Genomic DNA, 23,993 nt, shown 5'->3' on the forward strand with positions numbered 1-23,993 from the left:
CGATGGCGGCCCGGTTCGATGACGATGCGATGTGGGTCGATCTTGAGGACGGTCGAACGCTGGGCATCCCGCTGGCGTGGTTCCCGCGGCTTTTGCACGCGTCCCCCGAGCAACGGGCGGCTGTGGAGCTGAGCCCCTACGGCTTGCACTGGGATGCGCTGGACGAAGACATCTCGGTCGATGGTCTTCTGGCGGGGCGCAGGGACATGACGCGTCCGTCGCGCGACGCCGCATGAGCTACAACACCTTCGGCCACGCCTTCCGCTTCACCACCTGGGGCGAGTCCCACGGTCCCGCGATCGGCGCGGTGGTCGATGGCTGCCCGCCCGGCATCGCGATCACCGAGACTGATCTCCAGCCATTCCTCGACCAGCGCCGCCCCGGCACTTCGCGCTTCACCACGCAGCGGCAGGAGCCAGATCAGGTCCGCATCCTCTCGGGCGTGTTCGAGGGGCGCACCACCGGCACGCCGATCAGCCTGATGATCGACAATGTCGATCAGCGCTCGAAGGATTATAGCGACGTCGCCAAGGCGTATCGCCCCGGCCATGCCGACTACGCCTATGACGCCAAATACGGCTTCCGCGACTATCGCGGCGGCGGGCGCTCCTCGGCGCGCGAGACCGCCTCGCGTGTCGCCGCTGGCGCGGTCGCGCGGCTGGTGATCCCCGAGGTGACGATCACCGCCTGGGTCGAGGCGATCGGCGGCGATGCGATCGACCCTGCCAATTTCGATGCCGCCGAGATCGGCCGCAACCCGTTCTTCTGCCCAGACCCGGTCGCCGCAGCCCGCTGGGAAGGCCTGGTCGACACCGCGCGGAAAGCCGGATCGTCGCTCGGCGCGGTGATCGGCTGCGCGGCGACGGGCGTGCCCGCCGGCTGGGGCGCGCCGCTCTATGCCAAGCTCGATGCCGAGCTCGCCGCCGCCTGCATGGGGATCAACGCTGTCAAGGGCGTCGAGATCGGCGACGGCTTCACCGCGGCGACGCTGCGCGGCGAGGACAATGCCGACGCGATGCGCCCCGGCGACAACGGCCCTGCCTTCCTTGCCAACCATGCTGGCGGCATCGCCGGCGGAATCGCGACCGGGCAGCCGATCACGCTGCGCGTCGCGTTCAAGCCGACCGCCTCGATCCTCACTCCCGTAGAGACGATCGACCGCGACGGCGCGGCGACCGAGATCATGACCAAAGGCCGCCACGATCCATGCGTCGGGATTCGCGGTGCGCCGGTCGTCGCGGCGATGGTTGCCCTGGTATTGGCCGACCATAAGCTGATGCACCGCGCGCAGGTCGGCTGACGGCGCGGCGCGGTTGCGTTTCGCCACAACCACTTGTCATCCCAGCGCAAGCTGGGATCTCAAGCGGCAAGGGCGGACCGAGGCCGCTTGAGACCCCAGCTTTCGCTGGGGTGACGCATTCGGTTTTGGTTTCCTTGAAACGCTCGAGCAATCGATACGCGGCGCATCTTGCTGCAGTGCCGCGCACATCGAAAGATACCGCAAACATTTCGTGTGACCTGCGCCCGAGTCGGCAACAAGAAGGCAAATTGTTGCTTTAGAGCGACAAATCGAGCGACCAAATGCCCGCAAGGTCGTTCTTATGCATGACCCATTTGATGGTCACGTCATTCAAAAGGACAGACCCATGCGTATCGCAACCCTTACCGCAATTGCCGCAATGACGCTCTCGTCGGCAGCACTCGCGCAGACCACGCCGGCATCGCCCGGTGCGCCGACCACGTCGTCGCCGTCGACTTCTGATCCGATGACTTCCGCGCCGAGCACGATGACCCCGGGCACGCCTGCACCAACGACCGCAGACCCCGCCATGTCGACGCCGGACTCGACCGCAACGACGACGTCCACCACCGATTCGACGATGTCGACCCAGACGCCGACTGACTCGACGACCACCACGACGAAGAGCAAGTCCAAGAAGAAGCGCCCGATGTAATCGAGGTCCCTGTCGGTTCGTCACGGCCCCCGGTCGCGCGCAAGCGCGGCCGGGGTTTTTTGTGCATCAGTCGGAGAAGGGATCGCGGACGAGGATCGTGTCCTCGCGCTCGGGGCTGGTCGAGACCAGCGCGACCGGGCAGCGGATCAGTTCTTCGATCCGGCGGATATATTTGATCGCTTGCGCCGGCAGGTCCGCCCAGCTGCGCGCGCCTGCAGTGGTTTCCTGCCAGCCGGGCATCTTCTCATAGATCGGCTCGACCTCGGCCTGGTCGGCGGCGTGCGCGGGATAATAATCGAGCGTCTCGCCGCGCAGGCTGTAGCCAGTGCAGATCTTCACTTCGTCGAAGCCGTCGAGCACGTCGATCTTGGTCAGCGCGATGCCGGTGATCCCGCCGACCGCGGCCGACTGGCGCACCAGCACCGAATCGAACCAGCCGCAGCGGCGCTTGCGCCCGGTGACGGTGCCGAACTCATGCCCGCGGACGCCGAGCTTTTCGCCGGTCGCGTCTTCGAGCTCGGTCGGGAAGGGGCCCGAGCCGACGCGCGTCGTATAGGCCTTGGCGATGCCCAGCACGAAGCCGACCGCGCTCGGCCCAAGGCCTGAGCCCCCCGCAGCCGTGCCCGAGATCGTGTTCGACGAGGTGACGAACGGATAGGTGCCATGGTCGACGTCGAGCAGCACGCCCTGTGCGCCCTCGAACAAGATGCGCTTGCCCGCGGCCTTCGCGGCGTTGAGGTTGCGCCAAGTCGGCTTGGCGAAAGGCAGGACGAACGGCGCGATTTCGCGCAACGCCTCGACCAAGGCGGCGCGATCGACCGGCGGCTCGCCGAAGCCCGCGCGAAGCGCATCGTGATGCGCGCTGATCCGGTCGAGTTGCGCGTCGAGCGCATCGAGATGCGCGAGATCGCACACGCGGATCGCACGGCGGCCGACCTTGTCTTCATAGGCCGGACCAATGCCGCGCCGCGTCGTGCCGATCTTGCCGGCGCCCGAGGCGTCCTCGCGCAGCCCGTCGAGATCGCGGTGGAACGGCAGGATCAGCGCGCAGGTGTCCGACACCATCAGCGTGTCAGGCGTGATCGTCACGCCCTGGCCGCGCAGCTTCTCGACCTCGGCCTTCAGCGCCCACGGATCGAGCACCACGCCATTGCCGATCACCGACGGCGTACCGCGCACGATGCCCGAGGGCAGCAGCGACAGCTTGTAGACGCTCTCGCCGACGACGAGCGTATGGCCGGCATTGTGCCCGCCCTGGAAGCGCACGACGACATCGGCGCGCTCGGCGAGCCAGTCGACGATCTTGCCCTTGCCCTCATCGCCCCATTGGGCGCCGATTACTGCTACGTTTCCCACGGTGTTCTGCCTGATTGTTACGTTTTCGGTGCAGCCCTAATGCGAGGGGGGCGGGGGGTCCATGTCTAATGCGCGCCACGCGTGCGCGCGACGGGTCGAAGCGCCGCTGCGCGCGTTGCCAATTATCGGCGTGCGGTTCATGCTGGAGACGGGTTCATCGGATTAGACAGTCGCCATGATACTTTCGCCGCACGCCGTTCGTCCCGCACCTGTGCTCCGTCTCGCGCTGGCGGCGGCCTTCGCCTGCGCGCCGGTCGCGGTGTTCGCCCAGGCTGTCCCCGTGCCCGAGGCGGCGCCCTCGACCGACACGATCCGGCTGACCGACGAACAGCGCCGCGCGATCCTCGACCACGCCACCCCCGAAAGCGCCGCCGCCGCGCGCGGCGAAATGCCCGAAGCGGAGCGCAAGACGCTCGGCATCCACGGCGAGGTCGGCGCGATGGTCGGCTCGAACGGCCTGCGCTCGCTGTACGGCGTCGCGCAGATCCCGCTGGGCGATTCGGCGGCAGCGACGGTGGCGTTCGAAAGCAGCCGGTTCGGGTATCGGCGCTAGGAAAGGCCGCGCGGGCTGCGCGAACGGAAATCTGCGAGGACGCTTGCGCTTCTCGGCGCACCCCCCTAAGCGCATCGAGCGTCGGGGAGTGGCGCAGTCCGGTAGCGCGCCTGCTTTGGGAGCAGGATGTCGCAGGTTCGAATCCTGTCTCCCCGACCATTCCATTTTTATTGTTTAATGTCAGGCGCTTGTTTTTAGGGCCTTGGCATAGACGTAGCATAAAAACGTAGCGCTCCTTTCCGTCAAGATTTGTGGCGGAAGGATCATGATCGCACAGGGTCCGATTGAGTTTGAAAACACGTAGTTGTTCCCACTACCTGACTCCGTGGGTCGGGCACATCCGATCGCGAATATGGCCAACTGCACTTCGATGCGACCGTTCGGTAGATCAATCGTAGTTAAATCCAGTTCTTACTTATCATTCACGAATTCCGCGCTATGAGATACGCGGTATGGGTACGATCAAATTCAGCGTGTCGGTTCATGGGTGAGTTTCCCGACTGGTTTCCCAACGGATGCCCGCAACAATCAGACGAAGTGAATTTGACCGTCTATCACGGCTGCGAAACCAACCCAGCCACCGAAGAGGATTTCACCCCGCACGCGCGGTCCCAACGTCCGCGTAAGCAGGCTATGGCCCGCAACGGCGGCTGTATGGCGTTCGGCCTATCGTGCTGGACGACAGAGATCGATGCTCTTCATGCTCAAGAGCTATTTCCCTATGCCGCTCGCTGGCATATCTTCAGTGGGAACGTAACCCCGGAAGACGGTCGGCTGGCTCCGACGCCAACCGGCAATCAGCCTACGCATCACACTTTCTGGCCCTATGATGGTGTCGATCTGCTTGGGAAGTTTGAACCTGCGTTACCGCCAATGGTAGGTGCGGCTTAACATGTGGCACGAGTGGATCACAGGTCAGCGTGACTGGGATTTGGGGCGTATCGTTCCGGATGAGATCCTGTATTACCTGAACGGCCCGGCGATTTTTACCTGCCGCATCGGACTTGATACTTATCTCTTTTTCAAATCTGACGAATACGAGGATGGCGATTATTATATTGCGTCTAGTGTATCAAGTCGGGAGCTTGAAGCGCTGAAGCGTGGTCGTCTTTCGGTTCACGGTGCGCTGCGTCACGAAAACATCTGGCTTTTTCAAACTGATTTTGACCTTGGCGTTATGCGCTACGAGATGCGATCGGAGAGTTTAGCAAGCTCATTCTTGCCAAAAGCTGGTGTTCCTCTTGTAGGATCTTTCCCTACTGCTGCTGACTCGCTCGCGCAGGTGGAGTCGCTCTTTGCATTTAAGTTTTTCGGTGAAGAGCTATCCGAGGAGGGGTTGCCACTCACTACATTAAGAGGATTGATCGATAAAGTTCATGATGTTGTTCGAGAAGCGCTTACACCCATCGCACTTAGCGGAGGTCGCGATCGTAACTTTATTGACTATACCGTAAAACCGCTTGAATTCGCGAGCTTATTAATTGCGATCGACCATCCTGAACTAGATGTTGCTAAGCTTCGGTCGCAGCGACGTACTAGGAACGTCCAACCAGAAGAGGTATTGCGACAGGCATTTGAGCGAGGACGTGAGTTTGCCGATCAAATCGAACGAACAGTCGAATTGGCTTCATTTGGCGATCTGCCGAATAACTTTGGAGCAGACAATTTTCAATTTCTCCAGCAGATTATTGATATCTTACCTTCGTCCGATAGTGACGTTTCGAGGCTTCAATTTTCGTCGTCTTCAGCTGGAAACGAAGTATTCGTAGAAGTGAATGCTGCTGTAGGTGATAGGATTAGGGGTTCGTACGCCGGAGTAGTCGGACGGGATGTTTATATAACTGGGACCGTGGATGGTTTGATAGGCGCGTCTAAGACGATTCGCCTTCGCCGAGACAACGGTCGCGAAGTGACTTGTCAGCTCGGATGGAATCAATTTGATGAATTGGCGGCAAACGGACGAATTAGTTTTGGAGTTCGCGTTGGGTTGCAGGGTCGTTATATAGAGAGGCCGAGAAGAGATTTCATGAAAGTTGAGGCCGATCCAGTCTTCTTTTAAACCGGAATTGGCGTGCCATAAAATTTGACCTAGTCTTCTGCCTAGCCTGCTAAAAAAAATTAAAGTATTTTTGGTGCAATCTTGCGGCCATCGTCCGATTACAGGGCTTGCCATAGAATGGCTCCCTCCGGCGCGGGAACGTCGTTGGCGATCGACCCAGCGGACATTTCGACAGACCCCACCGTACGATCGGCAATCTTATTCACGATGGCGTGCTTCGAGACTTAAATGCGGGTCTGGTCGCAAACCGATATCTCCGGCCCGTATAGCGACGCGCGGTTACACGTGCGCTTCTTGCGAACCGCGCCCGCTACGAAAGCATCCGGCAATACCGGCGAGGGCATCGTAATATACGTTGTTTGTACGGACACGCTTCGGGAACTGGCGATTGTATCGTTAGCGGTCGTTTTGGTTACGCCAGCGGCGAGCGCTCTTAAATATGGCCCGACGTATTTCGATGCGTAACCGCTTTCGAGCCACGTTTTCGATCGCGTTCAAGCGGTGGCCTCTATGACTCGCTTGACTTGCGACGCCTGCCACTGACCGCCGCGAGGTGTTGTTATTCCGGCTTGGTTCAAGGCGCTGGCAATCTCTCGCAAAGACACTGCGCCATTTGCTCGCGCCTGCTCAATCGAAACTCGAACGTCTCGTGCGGATGCCTGCGACGCGTTGCTCCGCACTGCTGCGCTTAAAGCCGCAGCTCTATGGTGAGGCAACACATGCCCTCTGTGACCGCCTAGGGTCACTCCACGAGCCTTTGCGGCAGCGAGGGCGGCCTTCGTGCGGGCGGATATAGCCTCGCGCTCCTGTTGCGCCACGAGAGCCATGACACCCACTGTGAACGTGTTCGCTCCGGGCATATCAGCCGCGACGAACTGCGCACCCGAATTTTTTAGTTGCATTAGAAACGCGGCATCGCGCGAAAGTCGGTCGAGCTTGGCAACAATCAGGGTCGCGCCGGTGGCGCGGCATAGGCGTAGAGCTTCCAACAATTGAGGGCGGTTGTCGTCTCGCTTCCCCGACTCGACCTCGGTAACTTCACCTGTCAATTCCCATGAACCGCCGTTCAGGTAAGCCGTCACTGCCGCGCGTTGCGCGTCCAAGCCAAGCCCGCTCCTACCCTGCTTCGCAGTGCTCACACGGTAGTACGCAACATGCTTTCCGTTCGCCATTCGAGTCGTTCCATTAGCTACATCGTTCGCTGTAGCTAATGTAACAGCTTTCCGGTTGTTTGCAATGGTGATCTTTGCGCCGGTTTAACCCTTTCGTTGAGCTGACGAACACAGTCGGGCCTTGCACGCGCGAAAGCCGCAGGGAAGGCCCTAGGAAGGCCACAGGCGCTATCTAAGGCCTAGCAGGCTGAAATCCTCGCTAAGCGCGCACAGGGCGTCTCCCTGGGCGTTTGAGCGGATGCGCATGGTGTATCTCGTGCTGCAATCCAGCGGATCGAACTGCGAGCGCGCGGTTAGGTAGACACCGGCAACGGCGGCGCATATGTCTTTCTCGTTGCTCCGACTTTGAACGGAAGGAGTGGCCCGCATTCGGCGGCGAACACAGGCTCTCGGCTACGCCGGGCGGCCTGCGGAATATAATACCTTCGGGAAATACGCGGGAGGCGTGTTCCTGTGTTCGCGTCGTTCAACCGTCCCGGTCTGTCGGGCGGAGCGGTCTAACATGGGAACGACGATTGATGCGGCTCACCTTGATCGCAGCCCTTATGCTGCTTGCTAACGTTATGCCTGTTGCAGCCCAACCGATGGCGGCACCCGAGCCGGTCATAGGCGCGGAGCCTCGAGACCCTGTAGGCGCTACAAAGAGGCTAATGCTTGATACGCTTCGCGATCCGGATAGCGCGCAATACCGCTTTGTCGGGATTCACCCAGCACACTGCAAGGCCGGATGGGCTAAGGGCGATAATAGCTGGTCGGGTTATGCCGCCACGATCGAGATCAACGGAAAGAACGCCATGGGCGGGTACACAGGCTATACCACCTACACCATCCTGTTCGAAGGCGGGAACGCTTGGAAGGCAATCGAAGGTTCCGAGTTCGGGCCATACGGTCCTTCGAAGGGGATGTTAGGCTTAGGCGGTGGCGCGGGCATATGCCGGTGGCTGGATCATTGACGATTACCATAAGGCTTCTTTTCGAAGATAAGCCTAATGTTGGAGTGGCGGCGTAGAGCGAAGTCCTAATAGAAAGCCAATTATATCAATAGGTTGGAGTCCCAGGGCTGGCCTGGATATTGGTCATCCTCACACTAAGGAATGATCGATAAATCGGATAAAACGATAGCGCGCGTTGGTTGATTAGAACGGCAAAAATAGCAGTCCCTACCCAGCAGCTTTTCCGCCCAATAGCTGCCGGTCGGCTTTTGGGCATAACGATCGCGCGGGCGGATCGCGAACGGCGATAGGTGGTGGATGGCAGCCCGGCTGAAATCGGGTAGATGGAGAACGTAAGCAGACGTATGTTAAGGAAGCCCAAGATGGTAGCGATGCGCGGCAGCGCTAAGGGGGCTCGTCCGAAAAATGGATATCCAAGGTTATCTCGGTGAAATTCGTACGCTTTACGCCAGCGGACGATCTACTGAGCACAGTTTTCGCCCCGCCCTGGCCAAATTGTTCGGCTCCATCGATCCCGCGCTGACCGTTATCAACGAACCCAAGCACCTTACCGATGTTGGCGCGCCGGATTTCGTGTTCAACCGTGGAGATGTTGCCATCGGCTGGTGCGAGGCCAAGGACATTGGAAAGGACGTGCGAAAATTCGCTGCCACCGACTACAGCAAGGCTCAGAAGGAACGCTACAAGAAGGGCCTACCCAACCTGATCTACACCAACGGGCTGGACTTCGAATTCATCCGCGATGGCGAGTTGGTGGATTTCATCACCGTGGCCGACCTGACTCCGACGCTGCCTGCGCGAGCCGAAAACTTCCCCACGCTCGAAAACCGCCTACGCGACTTCGTCCAAGTGACCCCGCTTAGCATCACTTCGTCGGCAAAGCTGGCCGCGATGATGGCTGGCAAGGCGGCGATCATCAAGGACATCATGGGGCGTGCCCTTGTGGCAGATATGAAAGCCAAGGACGCCACCACCACGACGACCGACCTGATCGGTCAGTATGAGGCGTTCAAGACCAGCCTGATCCACGACATAACCGTCGAAGAGTTTGCCGACGTTTACGCCGAAACCATCGCCTATGGCCTGTTTGCCGCGCGCCTGCATGATGAAACGCCGGACACATTCACTCGCACCGAGGCGCTGGACCTGTTGCCAAAGAGCAACCCCTTCTTGCGCGAACTGTTCATCTACATAGCCGGCCCCAATTTAGATGAGCGCCTGCGCCGCGTAATCGATGAGCTGTGCCATGTGTTTTGCGCCACGAATATGGAACGGGTGCTGCGCAATTTTGGCAAGATCACCGCGCGGCAAGATCCGTTCCTGCATTTCTATGAAAACTTTCTAGCCGAATATAATCCTGCCAAGCGCAAGGCGCGCGGCGTGTGGTATACGCCCGAACCTGTCGTGAATTTCATCGTGCGCGCCGTGGACGAGGTGCTGAAAACCGAATTCGGGCTGGCCGATGGTTTGGCTGATACATCCAAAATTACGATTGATTGGGACACCGGCCAGAACAACCCCAAAACGGGCAGGGCCGCCACCATCAAAAAGGAAGTCCACCGCGTCCAGATCCTTGATCCAGCGACGGGCACCGGCACCTTCCTTGCCGAGGTGGTTAAGCTGGTATCTGAGCGCATCAAGGGCGTCGCGCCGGGGCAATTGTCCGCTTACATAGAACGCGATTTGATCCCCCGTCTGCATGGGTTCGAATTGCTGATGGCCTCCTACGCCATGTGCCACATGAAGCTGGACATGATCCTGACCCGGCTAGGCTACAAACCATCGGCCAACCCGCCCCGCCTTGGAGTTTATCTCACCAACTCGCTGGAAGGTGGGGAGCGCGTATTACAGACCTTAGATTTCGGCATTCAGCGCGCCATCGCCGAAGAGTCCAAGCAGGCTAACAACATCAAACGCCAGACCCCCATCATGTGCGTGATAGGCAACCCGCCATATTCGGGCATTAGTCAGAACAACGATAAATGGATCACCGACAAGATCGAGGATTACAAATATGTGGATGGCGTCCATTTCGGCGAACGCAAACACTGGTTGCAAGACGATTATGTAAAGTTTCTCCGCTTAGCGGAACATATGATCGAGCAAAATGGCGAAGGCGTTTTGGGCTTCATTACCAATCACGGCTACCTTGATAACCCGACCTTTCGCGGAATGCGCTGGCACCTCATGCGCACATTTGATCGCATCCATATTTTAGACCTGCATGGCAATTCTAACAAAAAGGAAATCAGTCCCGACGGCTCGCCAGACAAGAACGTGTTCGACATTATGCAGGGCGTAGCAATCATCATTGCCGTAAAACATCGTCACAAGAACAAGGCACCCATGACACTGGCGGAGGTGCGTCACGGCGAGCTATGGGGCACCCGCGAGCGCAAATACGCCCGGCTTTGGGATGGCACTACGGCCAGCCTAGCCCCCAAGGCACTGCCACACAAAGCCCCAATCCATCCTTTCGTGTTACGCGATTATGACGTGGAGGGCGAATACTCCAAGGGCATCTCAGTCACAGAACTGATGCCTGCCAACGTCGCAGGCATTGTAACAGCGCGCGATGGACTGGTAATCGCCCTAAATACGAAGGAATTAACCGAGCGCGTTACCGCGTTTGCCGATCCAACCGCCACCGACGCTGAAATTCGCGAGCGTTTTTTTGGCGGCAAGGCCGGTGGAAAATATCCGCCAGGCGATTCAAGGGGCTGGAAGTTGCCAGCCGCGCGCAAGGCGCTCCAGTCAGCAGATTGGCGCAACGACATTAAGTCAATTGATTATCGCCCCTTTGACAAGCGTGCGATTTTATCGCGTCCTGATATGGTCGATTGGGGACGCGTAGAGTTTATGCAGAATTTGCAATCTCACGCAAACCTATCAGCTTCATTCACGCGCACGATCGAAGGCGGCCGAAGTTTTGCAGATTTTCTAGTTCACGACCTACCAATTACTCATCACACGCTCAGCATTAAGGAGGTGAATTATTTAGCCCCGCTCTACATTTACCCCAGTGAAGGCAATCTGGACCAGAGTATCCGCATAAATTTCGATGCGAAGCTGTTCGCCCAAATCCGCAACGTGGCTGGCCTCAATGGCAAACTGATGGCCCCCAATGGTACCGACGCTTTCCGCCACGCTACCGGCGGTGCCCGCCCCGATGAGGTCAAGGTGTTCGATTACATTTATGGCATCCTGCACAGCCCCGCTTATCGCGCCACCTATGCTGAGTTCCTGAAAATCGACTTCCCCCGTATTCCCTATCCGGTGAGCCCGAAAGCATTTCGCGCGATCAGCGACCGGGGCGAAGAGCTACGCCGCCTACACTTGATGGAGGATGCAGCCGTCGGCGCAACGCCCTATCCCTTCCACGGGCCAGACGACGGCAGCGGAGACAGCGTGGTGGACAAGCCGCGCCTTGAGAACGGGCAAGTCTGGATCAATGCAGACCAGTATTTTGACGGCGTGCCCGCGATTGCATGGGAATTCTACATCGGCGGCTATCAGCCCGCGCAAAAGTGGCTGAAAGATCGCAAGGGACGCGCCCTGACCTATGACGACATTCGCCATTATCAGCGCATCATCAAAGTCTTACATGAAACTTATCGGATTATGCACACCATCGACTTGCTTAATTGAGTTCGTAGCTGCTGACATGAAATTGCAAGCGGCCTGCTATCCGGCAATCGACGGTGACTTACCTACAAGGCTGCAGTTTGACCCATCGCCGAAAGCCATCATGAGGGGAGCGAACGGGGAGCGGCGGCTTAATCACTAGGATTCGCCTCCAATCGCTGTTGCGGTCTTAATTCGCACCGATGAATGAACGTCGGAAGTCGGGAGGGCATCAAGGCGGCGGTAGTAGTTGCTTTTGGTCGATTTTTGCCGGTCTGCTTTTCTGCCCGATAGCGGACGGTCGGCTTTCGGCATGAAAAAACCATCGAATCGGTTGCTATATGTTCCTGCTTCGTTCTAATTTTGCTCTATGGCAAAAAGAGTGAACCCAGACCCCGCTTTGATCGATCACGCTAAGGACGCCATTAGCCAGTCTCCTTGCTGGGCTAGGGTCGGTTTGACGTGCGGTAACGAACGCTTGCGTGAAGAAGCCCTAACGACGCTTGCCGGTGCGGTGGTGGATCGCCTGACCAACCCGCCACCGGCGATCGACCCGAGGCAGCTACAGCTTTTTTAATGTCGCATGGGCGCAAATATCAAACTGACCACGATCGGCGACGTGGTTCACCATAAGGGCAACTTGCGGGTCGAATGCCGGTGCGGTCATCGCAGTGTCATCGATGCCGCCAAGCTCGATCGCTATTACACTGTGCAACGCTGGAGCACCGTTTTGGAGGTCGTGGGGATGCATCTACGATGCTCGTCATGTGGATCACGCGGCGCGCACTGGCGCATCACCCTAGAGCCACCGCGCGGGCCTCGCTGGGGTCCACAGACCGAAGAGGCATGGCGCTTCCTAACGGCACGGTTGCGAAATCGATAGCGCGACGGCAGGCCGAAAGCCTGGTTGAGCCAGATCAACGACGGCAAGCGTTTTTGGGTGCATGTTTGAGATAGCGATGTTTACGGCATTAGGACGGCATCGACTGGGGGTAACTGGATCGCTCACGCTTTGGCGAAGGTTTATGATGCCCAATCTTGATGATGCCGATGGCTTCGCTGCTCGCGCAATACGGGCTGCCGAGCTTGCAAAATTGGTTAAAGACCCTGCAATTGCTGATTGTAATCGGCGGATGGCAGCGAGCTATTCTCAATTAGCAGACTTAAGGCGACCACAGCGGGTGCAACTGCGCAGTGTTCGAGACTCGGCGAGATTCAACTACGGATTTTGATACGCTCGCCTGCGTCTCGTGTGATCCCGAGACATTTGCTTGAATTGCCTGTAACGTTTATAGCTGTCGGGGTATGAAGAACCCAAGATTATTAATCCACGTTGGCGATATCGTTGCCGCCCATGTCGCCTCGAATGTCGTTGCCGTGCAGGACGTGCCGCAACTGATTAAGACGGTCTATGACAGCCTAACGGGGCTTGGGACCACGAACCCCACTATCGTCACCGAACAGGCACCCACGCCCGCCATGACGATCCGGGCAAGCGTTAAGCCGGACTCGGTTGGCTGCCTCGAATGCGGAAAACGCTTCAAATCGATAAAGAGGCATTTAGCGATGCATGGCCTAACCCCTGATCAGTACCGTGCGAAGTGGTCGCTTCCTGCATCGTATTCGATGGTATCGGCCGAATACGGCGCGTTACGGGCTGGCTTGGCTAAGGCCAACGGTTTGGGCCGATCGAAGAGCCGGAGCTGATTACGCTTGTAGCGTCGGCGGGTTCCTCGAAGCCGATCGATTGTGCCCGCCTCATCTGAACGCTTCCATGATAGCGGGCGCAATCAACTTTCTTTATGCGGCCTTCGAAAGGAAGCTGCTTAAATCTGTCGTCGCTCCCAACCCACATATCGGCACGACGTTATCCATTCGACCTAAGCTGACAGGGCCAGGGCTATTAAAAACGAAATGCTTATTATTTTGGCTAATTCCAATTGCGAGCAGTGCGGCACCAAGCCCGCGTGTTGCTAGAACCTGACCAAACCGCGCGGCGGTGGCGATCTCCACGGTGGCACAAACCTTGGCTTTGGCGATCGTTTCAACCTCTCCCGTTTCTGCGATGCGCTGAAGTTCATCAAATACCCGCTTCGCTTGGCCCTTCAACACCGTGCCAAACGGTTCCCAGACTTCGACGGTGCAGCCAGGGAAAGTCTCGCGCACAAGCGTGTCTGGGTTGTAGTTGGCTGGCATAACAAGGTGGACGACGCATCGACCACAGCCACCGTCAACGCCGTTTCGAACGTTACCCCGGCTAACCGCTTGCAAGAGGTTATGCTTCAATTCGGAACGTCGAAAGTCCAACCACTCCGTGCCCTTCGACCCCGATATATCGATGCCAGATGCAGCGAGATAGGATGCCTGATAGCTGGCTTGCGATTGCGGGAAGCCGCCCATGACAAAGAGATTTTGAATATCAGCAAACTCGTTTGTCCCGTAGTGTCTACCCCAGTGTCGAAATCGCAAATCCTTGGGAATAGCGATACCTTCTAAAAGTTCGCGTTCAATATCAAATAGGTCCCGAGACTTGTATCCGATCACAAGGGATTTCTGTCCCGGGATGGCGTCGATCGCCTTCGCAACTCCCCGCAGCAATCGGCTACGGGCGTTAGCATCTTCCAAAACTTCGATGCCGCAACCAGCTTGCCAAATGTTAACTGTTAGGCCCTCGAAGTTTCTTGTTGCGGGGGGCAGGATTTCGACGTTGCCATCCTTTTCACCCCAAAGCTTATAGGTATCGCGGACACGTGCAGAGGCGTCAAAGATGAACATAGGGGCTAGGTCAGCCGGTAACGCAGCTCCCGCGCCAACGAGGATTTTCCCATACCGCCCGCTATCGATCACTAGAAGACGACACCCTGCCGCAGCTTTCAAAGTCTTGGCAATTCGCTGTTGCTCGCTACTAAGTGCGGGCGGCGCTTTCTCGTGATAAACGAACTGCTTGCCGGTGCCAAATTTGGTAGGAACCAGTGCCACGCTTCCAGCTTCACTCGCCCGCGCTTCGGCAACGAACGCCTCAATGCCCGCGATCCATTCCGGGTAACGAGGACGCACAGGCCCTACCAACTTGACAACATCGTCGAGGCGTATAGTAATCGGCTCCGCCTGCACCGCCGCTTCGTCCCAAATCCGTAGCGTTCTTGGTTGTCCCTTGTAATAGAACTCTTCTGCTGAATTGAATTTCTTCTTTCTGAGTCTCTCTCTGATCATTTTATGAGTTGTGAATAGGACTCTAGCATCTGGACTATTATTCGACCCCCGGCCTAATCCATTGAGCTTTTCGTCAGATGTGTAGACCGAATAATCTTGAACTTCTAATCCACAGCCTGCGGCAAATTCCTTAATCTCCGCCTTGGTATTGAGAGCTATCAGGACGCTCCCCCCATTTTCAAATCCTTCGGATTTCCATTCCGCGAGGAAGGATTTTATGAAGGTGGATTTTCCTAATCCAGTCTCCCAGGGAACGACATAGAAATTTGGATTTGATTTACCTTCTAGAGCTTTCTTGAATCTACAATGTAGATCGTCAAAATGAGATACCATTCCGGGATGGTGTTTAGATATTTCTTTAATAAATGCAGAATCAAATAGCTTCACTGGTTACCTTCTTTATAGCATGGAATAGCATTCAAAGTTTCGTTTCGTTCTTAATACCTACGGAGAAAACGAAACTTGCTGGGTGCTGCGGCGGTTATACCGCCGCCATTGCCACGGCTCCACTGCTCTCAGAAGGATTTTGTATTCTTAGTTTATTTATGTTGATTGTAAGTTAATCTATATTTGAAGATATAGTTTATTTTTTTAGCTGCAACAGTTTATAGAATCGTTCCATAAACTTTCTCGCGGCCAAAAAATGTCTTTCCACCGGCTTGAGGCATTAGTTGGAAGGACACCTTATCGATAAGGCGGAGGGAAAAGGGGTAGCCTCACACGGTCACTCGGCAAATCTAATGGGTCTGCTCGCTATTAACTGTGGTCGGCGGAATAAGATGATCGAAAAGAACCCCTTTGAACTCCACTTTTTCGAGCATGGCAGAGATACGGGCGACAGTGCCTTGCCGAACCTGCCCATAGCCACCGGTAACGCTGACCTGATTGTGACCCAAGGCAACTTCGATCTCATCGTCGAGATAACCAGCAAGGCGTAATTGATCCGCTAACCCGTGTCGGAAGGAGTGTGCGCCATACCCATCACCACCACTCTTTACACCGATGCCAGTGAGGTAAGTCCGCCAAAAGCGTGATGGCACCCAGCTAATTTGCCCTCGCCCATTAGGTCGCAATTCAGGGAAAAGCCGCGTGTCGCCATCTTCTCGCGCCCGCTCTCTCTGCCGATCTACGTATTGTAGAAAGCCCAGGAATTGAAGCTTGGTATGGATAGGGGAAGGGCGGCAATGGCCGGATTTAGTAGTTTGACCGGTGGCGTCGTCATCTTTGATCCAAAGGAACGCAATGCCTCCGTCGTCGCGCACGTCATCGACACGAAGTTGAGCAATTTCACCAATTCGGGCTCCGGTAAAAAGGCATATTAGCGGAATCCAATACCGCCAGTCGTACGCGCGTTGCGGCCCCGGCTGCCACTCCTTGCCGTCCTTAGCAAAGCCGGTGAAGAGGGGTGATTTGAGTATCTGGTTTAGCTGCTCGACGGAGAATGGTGGGCGCCGATTCCGACCGCTCTTTTTCCCTCGTTGAAGATCAAGGAACAGCCCATCGCAAGGGTTACGATCGACATACCCCTCTCGCTTTGCCCAATCAAACAGGGGGGAAACCGTGCTCATGTACTTGTTTACAGTGCTTGGACTGATACCCTTTTCGCCAGTCTCGCGCGCGCGATCCGAAGCTTCGCGCACTGACAAACCAGAATTCGCTGCCCGCTTTCGATACGCGGGGGGCAGTGAAGCAATCGCGTTGCGCCAGTCCCGAACCTCGCTTGGAAGAATTGACCGGAGGCTGCGCTGGCTTCCGACAAAGCTTGAGAAAAGCGAGATTACCTTTCGATCCTGATTGATGGTGTCGGTTCGCTTGCGCCCCTCTGCCAGCCTCGTTGCGGCATAGCGCTCAAACAGGTCGAGTACAGTCTCGCCGTCCTTAGCTCGGCTCTGTTTTGCTGCGATCGTGTCGCGGACGATAGGCGACGGCTCGAAGGCGTTGGCGGTTCCATCCATCTTCGCTTTGGCCTGCGCAAAAGTGTCGATTCCCGCGTGCGCCATAGTTCTAACGAACAAGGCGAATTCGATGCTGGTTTCGTCCAACGGCCATCCACGACGCCGATATAGTTGTCGTATTCGTTCGGCCCAATAAGACGAGTTTCCTGCGTTCAGGTCGCGAATGGATTTCCGATGCCATTCATCGAATTTCGCATACAACGCGTCGTAACTGCTTTCCGATTTCGCCTTCGCTGCAATCAACGCCGACGCCTTCACACTGGCAAGTTCGAAACCGATAGCGACGGCAGCCTGCTCGATTTCGGCGGGAGACTTGGGAGCCGGTGTAGCCGATCGCGGCGCAGCAACCGGTGGACCAGCCTTGCCGTTCATCAGTGCGTGTTCGACCTGCGCTTTCCACTCTGCGAGTTGGCGGTAGGCAAGCCCTTCCGCCTCCGCCCGGTCGGTAACGCGCAGCGATTTCGTGAACTCTGCCTTGCCGATAAGCGGCCTTGCGGCCTTGGGCACCATCCATCGCAACTGCCAAGCTTGCGAGTGATCGCGCTTGTGAAGATAGCTGTTGAGGTTCATCGGGGGCGCGATCTGGCGGGGGTAAAACGTAGCATAGGGACGTAGCATACACGTTTCGAACTGGCGGAAAACCGTTGTTCCTGGGCTTACTAGGCTCTAGTTTTCATTCGATCCGCTTCCTGTCTCCCCGACCATTTTTGCAAAAAACACGCTGAAACAGCCGCTTGTCGGGTTACCGCGATGAGTAGGTTCCTCATCGCCAATGACGACTGCTCGATACCGCATGCCGGTAAGAGCGTCGAACGCCCGGTCTCGCAACGCCGACGATCTCGCCTCGCCGATCAGATCCGACAAAACCCGGCCAGCTGATCTGCAACGCGCAGACCAGTTGCAAAACCGCCGCAAATCGTCTCTCGGGGCGCGATGAAGAATTTCTACGGCTCGATCCTGTTCACGATCGTCTGCCTGCTGCTCGCGGGCGGGCTCGCTTTCTGGCAGGGCGGCGGGATCGAGCTTGCTGGCCAGTTCGTCTTTGTCGCGGCGGTGCTCGGCGCGATGGAGACGTCGCTCAGCCTCGACAATGCCGTCGTCAACGCCTCGATCCTCAAGGACATGGCGCCGATCTGGCAACGCCGCTTCCTCACCTGGGGCGTGCTGATCGCGGTGTTCGGGATGCGGATCGTCTTCCCGATCCTGATCGTCGCGGTGTCGGCGATGATCTCGCCGTGGGAGGCGGCGCGGATCGCGGTGGTCGATCAGGCGCGCTACGAGGCGATCGTCACCGGCGCGCATATCGGGATTTCGGGGTTCGGCGGCGCGTTCCTGCTGCTTGTCGGGCTGTCCTTCTTCTTCGACCCCGATCGCGAGCATGTCTGGCTGTCTTGGATCGAGCGCCCGCTTGCCGTCATCGCGCGGATGCCGTTCGCGGCCTATCTCGTCGTCGCGGTGGTGATCGTCGGCCTGTCGTTCGTGCTTTCCGGCGCGCCGCGGCAGACCTTCCTGATCGCGGCGTTTTGCGGGGTAGCGGCGTTCTTCTGCGTCCACTGGATCGGCGCGCTCGTCGGCGGCGATGTCGACCATGCGACCGGGGCGGTGGTCCGCTCGGGGCTGGGGGCGTTCATCTATCTCGAGTTCCTCGACGCGAGCTTCTCGTTCGACGGCGTGATCGGCGCGTTCGCGATCACCAACGACATCGTGCTGATCGCGCTCGGGCTCGGCATCGGCGCGATGTTCGTGCGCTCGATGACGGTCGCGCTGGTGCATGGCGGCCACCTCGCCGAGTTCCGCTATCTCGAGCACGGCGCCTTCTACGCGATCCTCGCGCTCGCAACGATCATGCTGCTCAGCATCCGCATCGAGACGCCCGAGATCGTCACCGGGCTGATCGGCGCGGCGATCATCGCGCTCTCGCTGTTCGCCTCGGTCCGCCACCGCAAGCGCCATCCCGGCGACTATGCCGATAACGGCGTCGGCGAGGTGATCCTGCCCGACGGCGATTGTCAGCCCGACAGCCGTACGCGCTGAGCAAGCCGCCCGGCAAAGGCCTCAACGCAGCCGCACGCCGATCCACAGCGTACGCGGCGTGCCGAGGTCGATCGATCCGCCGGCATTGCGCGTCAGCACGGTCGCATCGAGCACATTCTCCGCGCGCGCGACGAGCGACACGCGGTGGCCGACCGGCAGCGTGATCACCCCGTCGAGCGTCGTCACCGCAGGCAGCAGCCCGGTCTGAAGATCGTCCTCGAACTGATCGCCGACATAGCGCACCGTCGCCGACGCGCCGAAGCCGTTGCGGCCCCAGCCAAGCGTCGCGCTGCCGGTATGGCGCGGGCTTTGCGCCGGGATCAGGCCGTCGAGCGGCGCTTGCCGGCCCGATGCGCGAACGCGGCTGTCGCTATACGCATAGGACGCGTCGAGCGAGAGCGCGCCGTGCGCCGCATGCCCGGTCAGCTCGATCCCCCTCGCAACGATCGCAGCGACATTCTGCCGCTGGCGCAGGTTGGGCGCGATCGTCACGTTCGCGATCGCGCCGTCGAGCCGGTTGTAGAAGGCGGTCACGCCGAGCGTCACCCCGGCGACGGGCGTAAGGTCGATCCCGCCCTCGACCCCGCGCAACCGCTCGAGCCCGAGCGCGGCATTCGCCTGCGTCGTGATCGGAAAGACAACGAACGGGCGATACAGCTCGTTGAGCGTCGGCAGCCGGAAGCCCGTATAGGCCGCGGTGCGCAGCGCGATCGCGTCGCTCGCGTGGAACAGCGCCCCGGCGCGGCCCGTCCCCTCGAAACCGTGGCGGTCGCCGTAGCGCGCCTGCGTGGTGACCGACCCCGCCGCATTCGCCTCGCGGAAGAAGCCCCGGGTGATCGTCCAGCGGTCGCCGCGCACACCCGCGGTCAGCACGAGCCGCCCGAGCGTCCAGTCGTCCTCGACGAACGCGCCAAGCGTGCTGGTCTTGCCGCCCGCGGTGCGGCGCGTCGTGACGAGCCCGCTCGCGGCATAGGCATCCTCGTACAGCGTACCGTCGCCGAGCCGCGCATCGACACCGACGCGCAGCACGTGATCGGCCCCGACCGGCGGACGCAGCTCGATCTTGCCGCCAAGGCCGGTGGCGGGCGTGTTGCGCTGGTCGAGCGTCAGCTTGGCGGTGGTGGCGCTGATCACGCGGTTGGTGAAGTTGCGCGTCTGGACATAGGCGAGCGCGTCGATCGCCCAGGCCCCGCGATGGATCAGCCGGACGCTGGCATCATTGGCCTGCGAACTGCTGTCGGCACCCGCGAAGCGCAGCGTGCGAGTGTCGCGATAGAGCAGGCCGCGCGCCTGGATCTCGGTCGCGGCATCAAGGGGCACGACCGCGCGCATCCCGCCCGACCAGTCGCGATAGCGCGCGCGCACGCTCGCCGCGGTGATCTGGCTGTCGGGCGTGGTGTAGTACCCGTCGCCCCGCTCGAACTTGCCCGAGAGACTGACGAACCCGCCGCCCACGTTAGGCGAGACGCTCGCCGACACCTCTTGCGCATTGTTGCTGCCATAAAACGCCTCGCCAGCAAGCAACGGCAGGTCGCGCCGCGCCGCGCTCACCAGCTCGATCGTCCCCGCGACCGCCCCCGCACCGAACGCGCCCGCACCGCCGCCGCGCGTCACCCGCACCCCGCCGAGCCGATCCGCCGCAATCGCGTTGAACGGGATATAGCCGAAGAACGGATCGGCGAGCGGCACCCCGTCGAGCAGCACCAATGCGCGGCTCGACGCGTTGCCGCCGAGCGCGCGCAGCGTGACGCCTTGTGCCGACGGGTTGGCCGAGCGGCTGTCGGCGCGGCGGAATTGCTGGAAGCCCGCGACGTCGAGCAGCACGTCCTCGACCCGGCCCGAGGCGTCCCCCGTCAGCCGGTCGCGCGAGATCGTCACCGAACCATAAGCGGGCACCCCGGGCGGGACGGGCAAGGGCTGGCCCAGCACCACGATGTCGGGGCCGTCGCTTGGCGGTGGCGGCGCAGCCTGCTGCGCAAGCGCGGGGAGGGGCGCTGCAAGGGCGAGCAGCGGGAGGAGCGATACGCGATACATCGGTGAGGCCAGACCTGATCGGGAGAAGATCGGCGCCGCCGCGCGTCATCCCGTCGGAACGACGCCCGGCATCGCCTGCAGCAGCGACCAGCCCTCTGGCAGATAATCGAGCGACATGTAGAAATAAAACGCGCACGACCCGTCGCCGCGATAGCTCGCGCCTTTCAGAATGCCGAGCGCGGTGGTGCCGCTGAACACCGGCGATCCGCTGTCGCCGCCCTTGCACGTCGGGCCCGACACGGTGACCCAGGTCGGCAGGCACGGCCCGCCGCACAGATCCCCCGCGGGCGCGAAATCGGTGAGCTGGACGAGCGCGCAGCTATAGCCGGTGCGCTCGCCGCGATGGCAGACGAAATCACCCGCGCGCGTGCTCGCGCGGCCGCGGCTGCCCGTCACCGGGCGTAGCCGGGTGCGCGCGGCATCGGCATAGAAGGTCGGCGGCAACGGCCCGAGCGCCGCGTTGATCTGGACGTCGCGATAGCCCCAGCCCCATTGCCCGACGAAGCTGAGCGGCTCGATGCCCCCGCGCGCACCGCGATAGTCGAGCTGGTCGACGCAGTGCGCCGCCGTCGTCACCGCGCTGCGCACGCCGTCGGTGATGTTGAAGCCGGTGGTGCAGACATAGCGCCGCTTGTCGTCGGGGTTGAGCCCCTCGACTCGCGCGCCGCCTTCGGGCGAGAGGTTGACGTCCTTCTGGTTGAGCGCGCGGACCTTGACCGGCACCCCAGCGATCGCGCCGAGCCGCTGCTCGAGGCTGGCGGCGCCCTCGGCGGCGTCGCTGCTGCCGATCGTCACGACGAGCGCGCCGGTGTGCGGATCGAGCCCCATGCCGGGCGGGGTGCGAAGCGCCGCGCGGATCGCCGCCTGGTGATTGGTCATCGCCCAGATCACCCGCTCGCGCGTGACCGCGGCGCCGGGCCGGAACACGATCGGCACGGTGATCCCGCCCGCGCTGACCTGCTCGGGCGCGACGGGGGCGGTGCCGGTGAGATTGACGACGATGCGATAGGCCGGGCGATGCTCGATCGCGATCCCGGCGAGCCGGTCGCGATACCGCTCGGCGATCGCATCGGTGACGGGAACGCTCGCATCCTGCACCGCCAGCCGCGCGATCGCCTCGCGTAAGGGGACCGCGAAGAGCCTGGCATATTCGGCGGCATCTTCCGCGCGCGCGGTGGCGGCGGTTTCGACGATCGGCAGCGCGACGAGCGGGGGCGGGGTGGTCTTGGTGTCGATCAGCGGGAATGCTGTCGCCGTGATAGCGGGAGGCTGCGCGATCTGCGTCGGGATGATCGGCGCGGCCGACTGCGCCCAGGCGCTGGCCGGGATGAGGAGAACGGCGATGGCGAGGGGGAAAATGCGCACCCTTGTATGATAGCGGATTGCCCGCGCGCCGGGAACGGGAAAGCGCTCGCGTGACGAGCGGGATGGCTGACGCGAGCCTGCCCGGATGGCGAGACCGGACCCGCCGTTCGGTCGTCATTTCTCGATTGCTTTGCCGTAGATGCACGCGGATACCATCACGAACACGCATGGCTCTTGTACGCATTTCTCCAGCACTGTCCGACAGGGAGTAGCTACGATGATCAAACTGCTGATACTTGGCGTGGCGGCGACGACCGCCGTATCCGCCAGCGCGCAAACGACTGTTCTCGACGGCGGGATGGGTGCCCCGAACTACAGCACCTATCGAACGTCGATCGAAAGCCTGAACGCCGCGCCGTCTTCCGAAACCCCGACGATGCGCGCTGCAAAGCTGGCGCGCGCCAACGCGCTCAAGGCCGAGGCCGAGACGTTGTTGCGCCAGGATGGCGGGACATTCACCCCCCAGCATATCGCGTATATCCGCGGCAAAGCCTGCGACATTCTCGGCCATTCGCGCGTCGAGATGGGGAGCCTGGTCCCGCGGCGCCGCTGCGTCTGATCGGCCTGCTCAGGCCGGCCGCGGATCGCGTGGGGGGTGCGGGCGAACGCCTGGCGCCCCGCGCAGGAGGCTAGGGGCGAATAAAATGCGGTCTCAATACCGCGACCGTCGCCTGCCGCGCGAGGTCATCTCAATTTTGCGAGCGTAATGCTGCTGCCCCGCACCACCCAGACCTGCTTGTCGGAGGTGGCGACGAACACCGGCATCTTCAGGCTGTACGATGCAAAGACATGGATCTCGGTGGGTACGGGATCGAGCAGATGCGTAACGGTGACGCCGACCGGCTTCGCGCCGGCCGGCAGCTTCGGCACCGCCAAATTGAGACAGCTTACAGTATACGGGCGCGACGAGACGACGGTGCCGTCGGGTGCCACGACGATGCGATAATTCCCGCCCATCGGATAGGTCGTCGCATCGGGCATGGCGGACAGCAGGTACACCGCGATCGGCCCGCCGTTGCGCGACGGCAGAACGACGGTGTTGAACGGGAAAGCGGTGCAGGGCTTGTAGCCGCGCTCGACCGCCCGTGCCGCCGCCACGGTGCGGGCGCGCGCGAGGATCGCCTGATCTGCGCTCAACGCGACCGGGGTGGCGAGCAATTCCTTGCGGACGACCTGACCGGCGCGCACATCGGCGACGAAGAACGCCCGCGCCGCGTCGCCCGCGCCGCGTCGCCCGCGCCGCGATAGTAGGTGACTCGCAAGGTCTGCGGATCGGCCAGCTCGACGACATAGCCGCCGACGCCGGTGAGCTGGTCCTTGGCAACGGTTGCGGTCAACGCATCCGTGCTCGTCCAGGCCGCCCGGTCGAAAAGGTAGAGTAGCCGGCCGATGCTGGCGGATTGGGCAACCCGCTGTTCGGCGGACGGGAGCGGTGGAGCGGCGCCGGGCAATGCCGGCGCGGCAGGCGGAGCGTCCGACGCCTGAACGCCGGCCGCGGCCAAGAATGCAGCGAAAATCAGTGACATCGTCTTCCCCCGATGGCCGGAGGCTGGACGAAGCCACGCGCGTTGGCAATCCCGCTGCGGGCGAATATCTTGGGATCGCGGGCTGCGTCCGCCCGATCCGACAGGGCCGCTGTCCTACAACCCCGCGCCTGTGGTATACGTCTCCCGGCTCTTTGAAATCGCCGGCCCGCACGGTCGGCATTGGCACCAAAATG

At 60.3% G+C, this 23,993-nt stretch carries 21 protein-coding genes and 1 tRNA gene; 12 read left to right on the forward strand and 10 right to left on the reverse strand.

Annotation, left to right across the window (positions count from 1 at the left end; translation table 11 throughout):
• The first annotated feature begins 2 nt into the window (after window positions 1-2).
• Together IE187_RS14655 and aroC are read left to right on the forward strand one after the other, a co-directional pair.
• Entirely contained in the window at window positions 3-236 is a 234-nt protein-coding gene (locus tag IE187_RS14655; RefSeq protein WP_268249516.1) for a DUF2442 domain-containing protein, read from the forward strand.
• On the forward strand, window positions 233-1,300 hold the full coding sequence (aroC, locus tag IE187_RS14660; protein WP_189676855.1) for a chorismate synthase: 1,068 nt from the start codon (window positions 233-235) through the stop codon (window positions 1,298-1,300). Before IE187_RS14655 ends, aroC begins: the two co-directional genes overlap by 4 nt.
• Window positions 1,301-1,630: 330 nt before the next feature.
• Here aroC and IE187_RS14665 read toward each other — a convergent pair whose 3' ends face one another.
• Together IE187_RS14665 and IE187_RS14670 are read right to left on the reverse strand one after the other, a co-directional pair.
• Window positions 1,631-1,936: a hypothetical protein gene (locus tag IE187_RS14665; protein WP_189676856.1), complete on the reverse strand. Its 306-nt coding sequence runs from the start codon at window positions 1,934-1,936 to the stop codon at window positions 1,631-1,633.
• An 85-nt stretch (window positions 1,937-2,021) separates the two neighbouring features.
• A complete protein-coding gene (locus tag IE187_RS14670; RefSeq protein ID WP_189676857.1) occupies window positions 2,022-3,311 on the reverse strand; it encodes an adenylosuccinate synthase in 1,290 nt (429 codons plus the stop codon).
• A 175-nt stretch (window positions 3,312-3,486) separates the two neighbouring features.
• Between IE187_RS14670 and IE187_RS14675 the strand changes: the two genes are divergently transcribed.
• The 4 genes from IE187_RS14675 (at window position 3,487) to IE187_RS14690 (ending at window position 5,923) form a co-directional block, all read left to right on the forward strand.
• A complete protein-coding gene (locus IE187_RS14675) occupies window positions 3,487-3,864 on the forward strand; it encodes a hypothetical protein (RefSeq protein WP_189676858.1) in 378 nt (125 codons plus the stop codon).
• Window positions 3,865-3,946: 82 nt separating this feature from the next.
• A tRNA-Pro gene (locus IE187_RS14680) sits at window positions 3,947-4,023 on the forward strand.
• A gap of 324 nt (window positions 4,024-4,347) precedes the next feature.
• Window positions 4,348-4,755: a hypothetical protein gene (locus IE187_RS14685; protein ID WP_189676859.1), complete on the forward strand. Its 408-nt coding sequence runs from the start codon at window positions 4,348-4,350 to the stop codon at window positions 4,753-4,755.
• A 1-nt stretch (window position 4,756) separates the two neighbouring features.
• A complete protein-coding gene (locus IE187_RS14690) occupies window positions 4,757-5,923 on the forward strand; it encodes a hypothetical protein (protein WP_189676860.1) in 1,167 nt (388 codons plus the stop codon).
• Window positions 5,924-6,417: 494 nt separating this feature from the next.
• Here the strand turns inward: IE187_RS14690 and IE187_RS14695 are convergent, their stop codons facing one another.
• Entirely contained in the window at window positions 6,418-7,095 is a 678-nt protein-coding gene (locus IE187_RS14695; protein WP_189676861.1) for a recombinase family protein, read from the reverse strand.
• A 650-nt stretch (window positions 7,096-7,745) separates the two neighbouring features.
• On the opposite strand from IE187_RS14695, the gene IE187_RS14700 reads away from it, so the two are divergent.
• The 3 genes from IE187_RS14700 to IE187_RS21730 all read left to right on the forward strand — a co-directional run bounded on the left by IE187_RS14700 (window position 7,746) and on the right by IE187_RS21730 (window position 12,249).
• A complete protein-coding gene (locus IE187_RS14700) occupies window positions 7,746-8,048 on the forward strand; it encodes a hypothetical protein (RefSeq protein WP_189676862.1) in 303 nt (100 codons plus the stop codon).
• Between the two features lie 405 nt (window positions 8,049-8,453).
• On the forward strand, window positions 8,454-11,696 hold the full coding sequence (locus IE187_RS14705; RefSeq protein ID WP_189676863.1) for a type ISP restriction/modification enzyme: 3,243 nt from the start codon (window positions 8,454-8,456) through the stop codon (window positions 11,694-11,696).
• 346 nt (window positions 11,697-12,042) lie between these two features.
• Window positions 12,043-12,249: a DUF6771 family protein gene (locus IE187_RS21730; RefSeq protein ID WP_368855613.1), complete on the forward strand. Its 207-nt coding sequence runs from the start codon at window positions 12,043-12,045 to the stop codon at window positions 12,247-12,249.
• Here the strand turns inward: IE187_RS21730 and IE187_RS14710 are convergent.
• The gene (locus IE187_RS14710; protein WP_189676864.1) at window positions 12,235-12,423 is read right to left on the reverse strand and encodes a hypothetical protein; all 189 of its coding nucleotides are present in this window, start codon (window positions 12,421-12,423) and stop codon (window positions 12,235-12,237) included. The genes IE187_RS21730 and IE187_RS14710 overlap by 15 nt on opposite strands.
• Before the next feature lie 554 nt (window positions 12,424-12,977).
• Between IE187_RS14710 and IE187_RS14715 the strand changes: the two genes are divergently transcribed.
• Window positions 12,978-13,379: a Ros/MucR family transcriptional regulator gene (locus IE187_RS14715; RefSeq protein ID WP_189676865.1), complete on the forward strand. Its 402-nt coding sequence runs from the start codon at window positions 12,978-12,980 to the stop codon at window positions 13,377-13,379.
• 93 nt (window positions 13,380-13,472) lie between these two features.
• On the opposite strand, the gene IE187_RS14720 is transcribed toward IE187_RS14715, so the two are convergent.
• Both IE187_RS14720 and IE187_RS14725 read right to left on the reverse strand, forming a co-directional pair.
• Window positions 13,473-15,272 (reverse strand): hypothetical protein, encoded by a 1,800-nt coding sequence (locus IE187_RS14720; protein ID WP_189676866.1) that lies wholly within the window; start codon window positions 15,270-15,272, stop codon window positions 13,473-13,475.
• Between the two features lie 350 nt (window positions 15,273-15,622).
• Window positions 15,623-17,410, reverse strand: a complete 1,788-nt coding sequence (locus IE187_RS14725) for a site-specific integrase (protein WP_189676867.1) — start codon at window positions 17,408-17,410, stop codon at window positions 15,623-15,625.
• A gap of 363 nt (window positions 17,411-17,773) precedes the next feature.
• Between IE187_RS14725 and IE187_RS14730 the strand changes: the two genes are divergently transcribed.
• A complete protein-coding gene (locus IE187_RS14730; protein ID WP_189676868.1) occupies window positions 17,774-18,874 on the forward strand; it encodes a DUF475 domain-containing protein in 1,101 nt (366 codons plus the stop codon).
• A gap of 21 nt (window positions 18,875-18,895) precedes the next feature.
• On the opposite strand, the gene IE187_RS14735 is transcribed toward IE187_RS14730, so the two are convergent.
• On the reverse strand, window positions 18,896-20,908 hold the full coding sequence (locus IE187_RS14735) for a TonB-dependent receptor (protein WP_189676869.1): 2,013 nt from the start codon (window positions 20,906-20,908) through the stop codon (window positions 18,896-18,898).
• 45 nt (window positions 20,909-20,953) lie between these two features.
• Window positions 20,954-22,273 carry a chymotrypsin family serine protease gene (locus IE187_RS14740; protein ID WP_189676870.1) on the reverse strand — a complete coding sequence of 440 codons (1,320 nt, stop codon included), beginning with the start codon at window positions 22,271-22,273 and terminating at the stop codon, window positions 20,954-20,956.
• Between the two features lie 217 nt (window positions 22,274-22,490).
• On the opposite strand from IE187_RS14740, the gene IE187_RS14745 reads away from it, so the two are divergent.
• Window positions 22,491-22,832 (forward strand): hypothetical protein, encoded by a 342-nt coding sequence (locus tag IE187_RS14745; RefSeq protein WP_189676871.1) that lies wholly within the window; start codon window positions 22,491-22,493, stop codon window positions 22,830-22,832.
• Window positions 22,833-22,957: 125 nt separating this feature from the next.
• Here the strand turns inward: IE187_RS14745 and IE187_RS14750 are convergent, their stop codons facing one another.
• Complete coding sequence (locus tag IE187_RS14750) at window positions 22,958-23,461, reverse strand: hypothetical protein (protein WP_189676872.1); 504 nt, start codon at window positions 23,459-23,461, stop codon at window positions 22,958-22,960.
• Window positions 23,407-23,799 carry a hypothetical protein gene (locus IE187_RS14755; RefSeq protein ID WP_189676873.1) on the reverse strand — a complete coding sequence of 131 codons (393 nt, stop codon included), beginning with the start codon at window positions 23,797-23,799 and terminating at the stop codon, window positions 23,407-23,409. The genes IE187_RS14750 and IE187_RS14755 overlap by 55 nt, the downstream gene beginning before the upstream one ends.
• Window positions 23,800-23,993: the final 194 nt, after the last annotated feature.

The organism is Sphingomonas glacialis, assembly GCF_014653575.1.
In the GTDB taxonomy this organism is placed as follows: Bacteria; Pseudomonadota; Alphaproteobacteria; order Sphingomonadales; family Sphingomonadaceae; genus Sphingomonas; species Sphingomonas glacialis.